Annotated in this window: 10 protein-coding genes and 1 other RNA gene; 8 read left to right on the top strand and 3 right to left on the bottom strand. The window is 40.8% G+C overall.

Going from position 1 to position 11,982, the window contains the following annotated elements; genetic code table 11:
* Nucleotides 1-11 precede the first annotated feature (11 nt).
* Nucleotides 12-665, top strand: coding sequence for an endonuclease III (gene nth / locus B7E06_RS10970; protein ID WP_082234022.1), 654 nt, complete (start codon nt 12-14; stop codon nt 663-665).
* A gap of 44 nt (nt 666-709) precedes the next feature.
* Here nth and B7E06_RS10975 read toward each other — a convergent pair whose 3' ends face one another.
* Together B7E06_RS10975 and recU are read right to left on the bottom strand one after the other, a co-directional pair.
* The gene (locus tag B7E06_RS10975; RefSeq protein WP_082234023.1) at nt 710-3,409 is read right to left on the bottom strand and encodes a penicillin-binding protein 1A; all 2,700 of its coding nucleotides are present in this window, start codon (nt 3,407-3,409) and stop codon (nt 710-712) included.
* A 16-nt stretch (nt 3,410-3,425) separates the two neighbouring features.
* The gene (recU, locus tag B7E06_RS10980; protein ID WP_082234024.1) at nt 3,426-4,010 is read right to left on the bottom strand and encodes a Holliday junction resolvase RecU; all 585 of its coding nucleotides are present in this window, start codon (nt 4,008-4,010) and stop codon (nt 3,426-3,428) included.
* Between the two features lie 385 nt (nt 4,011-4,395).
* Here recU and B7E06_RS10985 point away from each other — a divergent pair, with 385 nt between their 5' ends.
* Both B7E06_RS10985 and B7E06_RS10990 read left to right on the top strand, forming a co-directional pair.
* Nucleotides 4,396-4,653, top strand: a complete 258-nt coding sequence (locus B7E06_RS10985; RefSeq protein ID WP_082234025.1) for a hypothetical protein — start codon at nt 4,396-4,398, stop codon at nt 4,651-4,653.
* Between the two features lie 58 nt (nt 4,654-4,711).
* Nucleotides 4,712-5,068, top strand: a complete 357-nt coding sequence (locus B7E06_RS10990) for a DUF1798 family protein (protein ID WP_082234026.1) — start codon at nt 4,712-4,714, stop codon at nt 5,066-5,068.
* Nucleotides 5,069-5,620: 552 nt separating this feature from the next.
* On the opposite strand, the gene B7E06_RS10995 is transcribed toward B7E06_RS10990, so the two are convergent.
* Complete coding sequence (locus B7E06_RS10995) at nt 5,621-8,698, bottom strand: efflux RND transporter permease subunit (protein WP_082234027.1); 3,078 nt, start codon at nt 8,696-8,698, stop codon at nt 5,621-5,623.
* 170 nt (nt 8,699-8,868) lie between these two features.
* On the opposite strand from B7E06_RS10995, the gene cdd reads away from it, so the two are divergent.
* From cdd to B7E06_RS11020, 5 genes are all read left to right on the top strand, one after another.
* Nucleotides 8,869-9,270 (top strand): cytidine deaminase, encoded by a 402-nt coding sequence (gene cdd / locus B7E06_RS11000; protein WP_082234028.1) that lies wholly within the window; start codon nt 8,869-8,871, stop codon nt 9,268-9,270.
* A gap of 68 nt (nt 9,271-9,338) precedes the next feature.
* Nucleotides 9,339-9,902: an SLOG family protein gene (locus tag B7E06_RS11005; protein ID WP_082234029.1), complete on the top strand. Its 564-nt coding sequence runs from the start codon at nt 9,339-9,341 to the stop codon at nt 9,900-9,902.
* A 36-nt stretch (nt 9,903-9,938) separates the two neighbouring features.
* Complete coding sequence (gene gpsB, locus B7E06_RS11010) at nt 9,939-10,271, top strand: cell division regulator GpsB (RefSeq protein WP_082234030.1); 333 nt, start codon at nt 9,939-9,941, stop codon at nt 10,269-10,271.
* A gap of 78 nt (nt 10,272-10,349) precedes the next feature.
* An RNA gene (gene rnpB / locus B7E06_RS11015) (RNase P RNA component class B) lies at nt 10,350-10,734 on the top strand.
* A 103-nt stretch (nt 10,735-10,837) separates the two neighbouring features.
* On the top strand, nt 10,838-11,974 hold the full coding sequence (locus B7E06_RS11020; RefSeq protein ID WP_082234031.1) for a THUMP domain-containing class I SAM-dependent RNA methyltransferase: 1,137 nt from the start codon (nt 10,838-10,840) through the stop codon (nt 11,972-11,974).
* Nucleotides 11,975-11,982: the final 8 nt, after the last annotated feature.

Here is an 11,982-nt window from a genome sequence, read left to right on the forward strand (position 1 = left end):
GGGGAAAGAGGATGTTAACAAAAAAGCAGATTCGCTACTGTCTCGATACTTTTGAAGAAATGTTTCCAGAGGCAGAATGTGAGCTGACGCATGATAATCCTTTTGAACTTTTAATAGCTGTAGTACTATCAGCACAGGCTACGGATGCACTCGTCAACAAAGTGACGCCGGGTCTTTTTGAAAAATATAAAAATCCTGAAGATTTCTTAAGCGTTCAGCTTGAGGAATTGGAACAGGATATAAAATCAATTGGTTTATACCGCAGTAAAGCGAAAAATATTCAAAAGCTCTGTCGAACGTTACTTGATAAATTTGACGGTGAGGTGCCGCCGACACAAAATGAGCTGGAAAGCCTAGCAGGTGTGGGGAGAAAAACGGCAAATGTAGTAGCTTCTGTTGCTTTTAATGAGCCCGCAATTGCTGTAGATACACATGTAGAGAGAGTATCTAAAAGACTCGGCTTCTGCCGGTATAAGGATTCTGTGTTAGAGGTTGAAAAGACCTTAATGAAAAAAGTTCCGAGAGAAGAATGGAGCGATACACACCATCGGATGATTTTTTTTGGACGCTACCACTGTAAAGCAAAACGGCCAAACTGTCATGAATGTCCGCTTTTATTTCTATGCAGGGAAGGGCAGAAAAGAAAGCGAAAAGAAGAAAAATAAAAAAAGCTCCAAGCCTTATGGCTTGGAGCTTTTTAAATGGCAAGTTACTGTTGTTCTTCTTCTTGATCTTGATTTTGATCATCAGAAGCGGGCTGTTCTTCTTCTCCAGATTCTTCTTGAGGCTGCTGTTCTTCTTCAGTTCCTCCGCCTTCTTCCTCAGGTTGTGAATCCTCATTATTGCCATTATCATTTCCGTTTTCTCCGTTATTGTCGTTTTCCTGGTTACTCTCTTCATTCCCACTTTCGTTATTTCCGCTTTCGTTATTTCCACTCTCACCCTCAGATGGGTTGTCTTCAGGGTTTTCAGTTTCCGTTCCTTCGTTTTCCGGTTCCTGTTGCTGTTCTTCTTCAGTTCCTTGCTCTTCGTTTTCATTCTCTTCAGGCTGTTCAGCTTCTTCATCGCCACTGCCGCCTGGGACTGTAACTGATGCTGTTTCAGGATCGCTTCGTTCTGCATCTCCACCATTACTAGTGGCTACAACGGAGAATTTGTAAGTAGATCCCGGCTGGATTTGTGAAACTTCCATACTTCGGCTGTCTGTTGTAGTAAGTTCTCTGTTATCTCCTCCATCAATGGATACATACACTTCAAAAGAAACATCGTCTTCACTATGATCCCACTCAAGATCAATTGCCTGTGACCCTTCGTTATACTCAGCAGATAAGCCGTTTACAGGATCGAGTTTATCAAACTGTTCAGATGTTTCTGTCGGCTGATTGTCCACATGGAAAAGCTCTGAAACAATCTGACTCTCAGGAGTATAAGAGCTTGGAAGCTCAGCAGGGCGAGAGCCGTCCTCGATATCAATCCATTTTACAGAATCAGGTTTACTAAAGTCACTCGTTTCTTTTCCAGCAGAAATATCCTGCATTACATATTTAAACAACTGTCTAGGAATCTGCTGGGAGCTATCTGAAAGGTTTTCATTGTTTTCACTGTACCCGGTCCAAATCGACACACTATAGTTCGTAGTGTAGCCGCTGAACCAAACATCAGGAACGATTGGAGTTCCATCGTCCAGGTTACGGTTTGTCGTACCTGTCTTACCAGCGACAGGAAGGTCTGAAATATTAGCTGCTTGGCCTGTTCCTTCATCCATAACTGTCTCCAGCATGGAAGTAACCATATAGGCTGTATAATCGCTCATAGCATTCTTGGATTCAGGTGTTAAGTCAGCTGAATCTCCTTCAGCCGTTTCTACCTTTCTGACGGTAAATGGTTCATTATACGTACCACCGTTACCAAAAGCGGCGTAAGCCCCGCTCATTTGTACCGGGTTTGTAAGGACACCGCCCCCAATCGCATCACTAAGGTACATTTGAGAGTTTTCAAAAGAGAATCCTAAGCCTTCTACGAACGGTTCGGCATTTTCCGGGCCTACTTCCTGTAGTGTTTTAATCGCAGGGATGTTCAGAGAGTCTTTTAAGGCTTCTCTCATACTTACCCAGCCTCTGAAGCGATTATCGTAGTTACCAGGTGACCAGGCATCTTCACCGCTTCCAATCGTAATCTCTTCATCATTGATCTGATGGTAAGTGGAAAGCTTTTTTTCCTCTATGGCTGGACCGTAAGCAGCGATAGGTTTAAATGTAGACCCGGGCTGGCGGTTAATGTCAGAAGCATAATTGTATCCTCCTGTCGTGTAATTGCGTCCGCCTCCAATTGCACGAATCGCTCCAGACTCTGTATCTGTAACGGCAATTCCGGATTGAAGTTTGTCGTCCGGCCAGGCGACAGGTCCTTCACCACTTAAAGCCTGCTCAACCGTTTCCTGGGCATTTGGATCAATGGTTGTATAAATTTCTAAGCCGTCGTTATAGATATCGGCTCCATCCATTTTTTTTGCAACCTCTTTAGCTACTTGATCGATGAATGCTTTATAAGGTCTTTCTTTGTCCTTTTGTTCAGCGAGAAGGTCTTCCACCTTCGTTTGTTTTGCTTCTTCTGCTTCTTCTTCCGTAATCTTCTTATGCTGTACCATTAAATTTAAAACGGTGTTCATTCGTTTCTGAGCCAGCTCAGGGTTTTTATATGGATCATAACCTGATGGACGCTGCGGCAGGCCGGCGAGCAGAGCCATTTCAGGAAGCGTCAGTTCACTTAAATCCTCTTTTCCGAAATACGTTTGTGCAGCTTCTATAATTCCATAAGCTCCCTGTCCGTAATAGATCTTATTCAAATACATCTCTAAGATTGTTTCTTTTGAATATTCCTGGTCAAGTTTAATCGCAATATACTGTTCCTGTACTTTTCTTTCAAGTGTTTTATCACTCGTTAAGTAAGAACGTTTAACTACCTGCTGAGTAATTGTACTTGCACCCTCAGAACCAAATCCATTCGTGACGTTTGAAATAACGGCCGCTCCGATTCGACGAGGATCAATTCCTATGTGTTTAAAAAACCGCACATCTTCAGTGGCTAACACGGCATCTACCATCTCAGGCGGAAGGTCATCGTAGTTCACCCTGGTCCTTCGTTCATCGCCTGCAACGTCTGTAATTAGCTCATCATTCATATCATAAATTCTTGATGAAAAAGGATCAGATAATTGCGCTTCATCCAGTTCTGGAGCGTTTGAGATATAGTAGGCAAACAGCCCGCCAACTCCTAACATAAGAACGATTCCAATCGTTAAGAGGGTCATAAAAATAGTTTTAAAAGGAATATTTCGTTTTCCCTTCTTTTTATTGCCTGATTTTAAACTTTTTCTTCTTCCTGATCTCGACTGACTATCATTTGCCATGTCGTCATTCCTCCATTCAAAAATAGAGCTTATCTATAGCTTTGACGTAATCAATTCTTGCCTGATAGTGAAAGGGGAGAAGGACTCCTTTTTCCTTAATCACTTGATAGGGAATCGACTTTCGGCCGTCATTCAATTGATCTTCCCAATATGGAAATAAGTGTTCGGAAGGGAATAGGTAGGCTTCATCCTGTGCCGAGAATTTTATAATTAAAAAAACTATTCCCCCATGTTCGTAACAACTTTTCATATGATCAATTTGATGCTGATGGATGTTGCTCAATGGAAACGAAGTCTTATTCCTCGTTTCTTTTGCTTCAAAATCGATGTAACGCCCCCGATAAACGCCATTAAAATCTGTAGTGGAAGCTTGTTTAAAATATGCTTCCTTTATAACAGCTGCACTTCTTTTTGGATAATCTACCTGAACAATCTGGATGGGAGTTGGCTTTTTGTGAACAACAGCAATTCCTGCAGCACGGTAAAATTCGTTGGCTGCTGCAATGTCTTCCTCAAGGGTCATTCCTCTGTTACTGAAATTAGGTTGTTTTATTTTATTAGAGGAGTGTTTCATCGCTCTTTTTCCGTTTGGATAATTCACCTGTTTTCCCTCCTCAGTATCATGAGGGTATCATAACAAAAAATCCTGTTCTGTGTAATAAAAATGTACAACCTCCTATCATAGTAATATAACGGTCTGATATCCCAAGAGGTTTCACTCTATTATACGATGTGCGCCATTTAACGACAAATAAAATATCCAGGCGAAACACCTACCAAAAATAAATTCGTGAAGAAAATATTCTTTTTAGGGCGTAATATATGAAAACTTTTTAAAAAAGGCGTTTTTTGTCAATTTTGTGACGGACGGTTATGGAGCTGTCTTTCTTTGTTGCTTTACTTCTAGTTTTGTCAAGGGGAAAGGAGTTATTCTTTCTACCTCGAATTATTCAATTAGGAACTATTTTTAAGGGAGGAATTCTTTAATGAAAGATAATCGTCTTGTTCCTGCTGCGACTTATGAGAGGCAACTTATTCAGTTAAAAGACAAATTTTCTCTGCTTGAAAAACGCTTATCCCTAAAAGCTGATGAAATCGTTTTTACCATGGCTGTTTCCCATAGAAAAGAGATTGATCACTTAAAAGACGAAATTATTCATCTGCGTGAACAAGTGAAGGAATTAAAGAAAAGCGGGACATCCGAAAGGCTCCCTCTGCCTCCTAAAAAAAGATCAGTTGTATAAAGCTCTTTTGCTATCCTGTTTCCCCACATGGTAATGTATAGGGGAAAGGTGTGAATGTATGAATGTTATAGAATTAACACATGAATTAAAACAATTAATTGATGAGCGCCATGAAAAATATATGACTACAGAAGGGCCTGTAGACAAAAAAGATCATGATTTTTTTAACCGTGTCAAATTAGAGACACAGTCTATGTTTGAACTAACTGAGAAGTGGAGGAAAGCTGCCGAAGTTTACGTGAAAGACCGAAACGTTCGTGTCCACCCAAATCAGGTAAGTTCTACACATGAAAATGTGGAAATGCTTATTTTACACAGTTATTACTTAGATGTTGAGAAGAAAAGGTTTAAAGAGCTTCACCAATCCTCTCATTACGTGCTTGATATGATTCTTGATGATACTAATGTGAAGTAACATCAGAAATTTATATGCTCTTTTCGGGAGGATTGTTCTGTTTTAAAGAAATTGAAAAAAGCAGCTGGGAAGTCACTTAAGAATCTCATCCTGGATCTATATCTCTACAGTAGTCTAATGATATTTCCGAATACCTTATAAGTTTGAGCTGCAGAAAGGGCTGATCCGTGTCTCGAGTGAGCCTCTTTTAACTTAATGGGGAAACGGAACGCTGTAATCTCAATAAGCTCTCTAATGGGATCAATCCTCTCTTATTAAATGTTCCGTTACTCAAAAAAACGTAAAGGGCCGGGGGAAACGGCGAGACTCCTATGGGAGGATAGAACAGGCTGAGATCCCGGAGGGCTAAAGCCTCGAGGAAGCTCAGCGTTCGCCGATGGAAAGCGAGTTGTTTCCCCAGGACCGATTTTCTTTATTCAGACAAACGGAACAGGATGCTTATATTTTTATAACTAACGCAACCCAGATTTCATATTTCAACCTCTATAAGAAATAGAACATCATGAGTTCCAGAAGGACAAAAGCACACCCATTTAAGGTGTGCTTTTCTCTTTAGAAAGTATTTTCTTCTTTATACACTTTTCTGTTTCTTAACTTATCGAGAATTAAATAAAGCACAGGGACAAGGACGAGTGTGATCAGGGTAGAGAACATTAGACCGAATACAATTGATATAGCAAGCGGCCTGAATAATACATCACCTGAAAAGATTACGGGTGTCAGTGCTGCAATCGATGTAAGTGTAGTAAGAATAATAGGACGAATTCTTGCACGACCGGCTTCAATTACAGATCGTTCCACACTATCGTACGTATCTTTATTCTGTTCAATAAACTCAATAAGAATTATTGAATTTCGAACGACAATCCCTGAAAGTGAAACAATACCTAAGACAGCCAGGAAGCTCAGTGGTTCTCCTGAAACAAAGAGCCCAATAATTGCGCCAGTAATCGCGATAAATACAGAGCTTGTTACAAGGATAGGCATCGTCAGGGAATTAAACTGCAATGCAATGGTCACATAGATCAAAAATAAAACAATGACAAACAGCTTTAATACTTCGACAAAAAATTCTGTTGTATCATCAGATTCTCCAGTTTCCAACACAGAATATCCAGCTGGTAAACCGACTGTTACTGAATCGATGACTTCATTGGCAGCTTCCGTATATTGAGATTCTTCTCCTTCTTTTGGATAAGCTTCAATGGTAACCGTACGTTTGCCATCAAGATGAGGGATGCTGCCGGTCTGTTCTGTTTCTTCCTCGGTTATAATTTCAGAAAGCGAGATCAGTTCAGGCGGGCCATCTCCTGAAGAAACAGGAATCGTTAATTCTTCTAGATTAACGCCATCTTCTTCTCCGTCATCCACACGGAGCTGTACAGGCAGACGTTCCTGATCCTGGCTGAAAGCTGCCAGTGGTACTCCCGTATTAGCAAATTGAATTTGTGAAGTTACGGTTTCCGCATCAAGCCCATTTTCTGCAAGAAAATCCCGATCGGGAACATAGTTGATAACAGGCTGAGGGGTTCCTGTATTAAGTGATACAATTTCCGTTTCCTCTAGACCTTCAAGCTCTTTTTTAATTTCGTTAGCTTCATTGACCAGTCTGTCAATATCAGGTCCTTGCAGCTTCAGTTCAATAGGAGGAGAAGGAGGCGGGCCGGAGACGATTGTATTTAAGAATATCTCGGCATCGGGAAACTCTTCTCGGAGTGTCTCTGTCCATTCAGAAATAAAAGAAGAAGCACTCGTAGCCTCCCGGTCTACTCTTACTAAGAGCTGTCCTGTATTCTCACCAGACTGAGATAACGATTCATTAAATAAGTTAGGAAGTCCACTACCAGCATAAACAGCAGTTTCTGTTACGTTTTCTGCGTTAGTATTTATATATTCAGCCATTTCTTCAATTTGAGATTGAGAATCTTCAATCATCGTTCCTTGAGGAAACTCTACTGAAATGGTTACTTCCGGACGGTCGGCTGCAGGGAAAAATTCAAAAGGAATCTTCAGTGCCAGCAAAGAGAGGGCTGCACAAAGTAAGAGTCCTATAATACCTGTTCTTACCGGTTTTCCTGTTACCTTAGGCAGAATGCCGTCTGCATATACTTTTTCCAGTTTATTAAAAGCTTTTCCTAATATACCGATGCTTTTATGCGAACGCTTTGAGTTTCTTCTCTGTCTTGCATATTGAACGGTTGGAATAAATGTCAACGCAATAAAAGTAGAAGCAACGACGGTGAAAATGAGTACGCTTGGCAATGCTCTAATAAAATCTCCATTTGAACCGGATATAAATGTTAAAGGAAAGAAGCTGAACACAATCATAAGTGTTGAAGTAATGATAGATTTTCGAACTTCCCAAACTCCGTTAACCGTACCTTCAAGCGGGGAGTCACCGAGCTGAAAACGCCGCTGTATATTATCGTTTACTACGATTGCATCATCTACTAATATCCCTATGGCTATAATCATTCCGATGATGGATATCTGGTTAAGATCTACTCCAATGTATGGAAGCGGAATTAACCCAATTAGAATTGATATCGGAATGGCAACGGCTACCAGTAGTGCAGATGAAAGGGGGAGGCCTAATATCATTATGGCAACTACAGCAAGAAAAGAAATCGCAAAAGATGTCAGCAGACTCGTGAATACCTCATCAATTACAGTACTTTGTGTATAAAATTGATCGACTGATACTCCTGAAGGCAAGTCATCTTTTAATCTGTTTACTTCTGAAGTGAGGGATTCCTGCAAGGCAGAAATATTTACGCCTTCTTCAGCGAGTATGGTTAAGGAGAGAGCCTGCTGATTCTCATAAGTAATGAGATCTTCAGGGTTCTTCGAAGTTCTTTCAACCGAACCTAATTCACCTAAAGTAACAGGTTCATTATTGGCCTCCACCGGAATAGGAAGGTTCTCTAAATCTTCAAGGCTTGAAGCTTTATCAAAGGAAAGCTGAAAAATTTGATCATCGGATTTTTCTGTGCCAATAGCAGAAGGCGATAATTCCTGCTGAAGAACGGGCAATAGTTGACCGGCGGAAAGACGGTTGTCTTCTAATGATTGATTATCGAGCTCGATTGTTATTTCTTCTTCAGGAAGCCCTTTGACTTGCAGTGATTCTACTCCTGCAATGGAAGTTAAACGTTCTTCCCATTCATCGACTGTATCTCTTAAACTGTAAAGCGTCTCTTCGTCTTCAGCGAGCAGATGATAGGAAGCAACTGCGGAAGCCTGTGTATCTGTATTAACTTCAGGATCCTGGACAGCTTCTGGAAAAGAACCGGATGTGTCGACTACACTCTGCCGGATTTTTCCGTTAACGGTGCCCGCACTTGCATCATCGCTTATTACAGCCGTAATACTTGCAAAGCCGGCGGCTGATGATGAAGTTATTTCATCAATCCCGTCTATATTTAAAAGCTCTTCTTCCAATGGATTTACGATTGTATTTTCCACTTCCTCTGGACTTGCCCCAGGATATGCCGTCGTGATAGAGGACACGTTCACATTAATTTCCGGCACCTCACGTTTGGGCAGCTGAAAATATGTAAATACTCCTGTAAATAGGAGGATCACAATTAGTACCCAAACCATTTTTTTATACTCAATTAGTTTTTTCAAACTAAGTCCACCTCCAATAAATTAATAATTAAGTACAGTATAAACTTTTTTCTGACACTTGTGTCAAAAATAATGCTCTGCAATGTGCTATTATATATTTTGAAATCGTTTTATTAGTCTTTGGGAATATTTATTGTCATTATTCCCTATAAAGAAGGGGAGCTTGCTAAATGAATACACATCAACTAATTGAAGAAGCTAAAAATATACGTGAGAAGGCATACACGCCTTATTCAAAATTTAAAGTCGGAGCAGCATTGCTTACAAAGGAAGGTAAACTGTTCACAGGATGCAATATTGAAAATGCTGCCTATCCGGTGACATGTTGTGCTGAAAGGGTTGCGATCTTTAAGGCTATCTCGGAAGGGTATCACCAGTTTCAGACAATTGCCGTAGTAGCTGATACGCAGCGTCCCGTTCCCCCTTGCGGTTCCTGCCGGCAAGTTATGAGTGAGTTCTTTGAACCAGATCTTGAAATTCATTTAACGGATTTAAGCGGCACTGTAAAAACAATCACCATGGCCGAACTGCTTCCTTTCTCCTTTTCCCCTGACGATTTAATTGATAAATAAGCGGTTTTTACAAAAAAAGGGGTAGACAGACTCCTGATCTGGCTTAAAATAGAGATGGAGTGTTGCTTATGAAAACAATAGTAGTTACAGGCTATAAACCGATTGAACTTGGAATTTTTAAACACGATGATCCTAAGATTCAAATCATTAAAGAAGCGATAAAAAAAAGAATTCTATCTTTTATAGATGATGGTGGAGAATGGGTGATTGTTTCCGGCCAAATGGGTGTAGAACTGTGGACAGCGGAGGTTGTGTTAGATTTAAAAAGCGAGTATGATATATTTTTAGGGATTATCCCTCCGTTTCTAAATCAGCAGCAAAGATGGCCGGAGCATCTGCAGGCTATATATGAAGAGACTCGTGAACAGGCTGATTTTTATAAGCCGGTTTATGAAAAAGAATATGAAGGACCGTATCAATTCAGAGCAAGAGATCAATTTCTTGTCGAGCATTCTAATGGCTGCCTGCTGCTTTATGATGAAGATACACCTGGTTCTCCACAGTATTTTTTAAAACTTGTTTATCAATACAAACAGCATCATGATTATTTGGTAAGTTTCATTACTCCTCTCGACCTTGAAGATACGGCAGAAGAGGTAAGGTTAGCCAGCCCGGATTACTGGGAGCAGTAAAGCTTTAATTAAATGTGCCAACAGGGGTGATTAATTATGAGTGAACAGAAGTACAAATTAGACGGCAAGACCATTTTGGAAAAAGACTTTAAGACTTCTATGCGCGGCTATAACCAGGAAGAAGTTGATGAATTTCTTGATTTAATTATCCAAGATTATGAAATGTTTCAAAAGGAAATTGATCACCTGAAACAGGAAAATCAAAGACTGAAGAAACAGCCGGTTAGAGATGATCAGCCGACACAGCGGATGCGCCCAATTGGAAGCAGCAGCAATTCTACTCAGAACCACCAGATTAACTATGATATTTTAAAAAGAGTATCGAATTTGGAGAAAGCTGTGTTTGGCAAAAAATACGCAGAGGAATAATGCTGGAATTTTCCAGTGACATCCTAAGGTTTTTTTGATAGTATTAAGAGACGTGCTTATAACGTACGACACATTTGAATACTCGGGTAATCGCTGTATGGTATTTGCCATACAGAGGAAAGTCCATGCTCGCACAAGCTGAGATGCTTGTAGTGTTCGTGCTTGACGAAATCATAAGTCAAGGTAGCTTTTTAAGCTAACGGCAGAGAAGATCCCTAAGTTCTTTATGAATATGGGATCATACTCTTGAAAGTGCCACAGTGACGGAGCTGAAATAGAAATATTTCAGGTGGAACGAGGTAAACCCCGCGAGCGAGCAACCCAAATTTAGGTAGGGGCACTTTCGAACAGGGAAATGAACCTGAAGAAAGATCGCATTTCATGCGAAAGATAGATGGTTACCACCGGAGTACGAGGTTGACCACCGTTTGCAGTACAATGGCACAGAACATGGCTTACAGAGTATTCAATGGTCATTTAACATCAAAGTAAACCCTTCTAAAAAAGCCAATGCTTTTTAGGAGGGTTTTTGTTTTATAAAAGTGATATTTTGTAGGAGGACAAATATGAAACAGACAGTGACACTGGTAGCCACGGCTGCCATGGGGTTAGAAGCAATAGTGGGTCGAGAAGTAAAAGCATTAGGGTATGAGGATATTCAAGTAGAAAACGGACGTGTCCTCTTTGAGGCCCCTGTATCGGCAATTCCAAGAGCTAACTTATGGCTTCGCACAGCAGATCGTGTGAAGATTCTTATAGGAAAATTCAAAGCCTATAGTTTTGATGAGTTGTTTGAACAGACAAAAGCACTACCGTGGGAACAGTTTATAACAGAAGAAGGAGAGTTTCCTGTTACAGGTAAATCCGTTAAGTCTAAGCTCTATAGTGTTCCGGACTGTCAGTCTATCGTTAAAAAAGCGATAGTCGAACGGTTAAAGCAAAAATATGGGATCGCCTCTTTCCTAAAAGAAACAGGTGCATTTTATCGCGTAGAGGTGGCCATTCATAAAGATGAGGTGCGATTAACATTGGACACCTCTGGAAGCGGTCTTCATAAACGAGGCTATCGTGTGGGACAGGGTGAAGCTCCCTTAAAAGAAACGCTTGCAGCTGCTCTAGTTCAAGTTACAAATTGGCAGGCTGATCATCCGTTTATCGATCCTTTCTGCGGCTCTGGTACCATTGCGATTGAAGCGGCTTTAATAGGACAGAATATCGCCCCGGGTTTCAACAGGGAATTTGCGTCTGAAAACTGGGAGATGATTCCCCGTTCTCATTGGGACACAGCGTTTGAAGAGGCGGAAGACCTGGCGAATTATGATCAGCCGCTCGAAATTATAGGTTCAGATATTAGTCACGATATGATTTCCATTGCCAAACAGAATGCCATGGAGGCGGGGCTGGGAGATCTTGTGGAGTGGAAGCAGATGCAGGTGAAAGATTTGCATCCCCGTAAAGATAATGGCTATCTCGTGTCAAATCCTCCATACGGGGAAAGGATGGGAGAACGCGAGGAAGTCGAAGAGATGTACAGAGATCTTGGGTCCATTATGCGCGATTATCCTTCCTGGAGTGTTTATATCCTTACTTCAAATGAGAAATTTGAGAATTTATATGGCAAGAACGCCACAAAAAAGCGTAAGCTGTTTAATGGGTTTATTAAAACCGATTACTATCAGTATTTTGGCAGGCATATAAAATAGGGGGATGG

Origin of the sequence: Halobacillus massiliensis, assembly GCF_900166625.1 — a bacterium.
Taxonomy (GTDB): domain Bacteria; phylum Bacillota; class Bacilli; order Bacillales; family Halobacillaceae; genus Halobacillus_A; species Halobacillus_A massiliensis.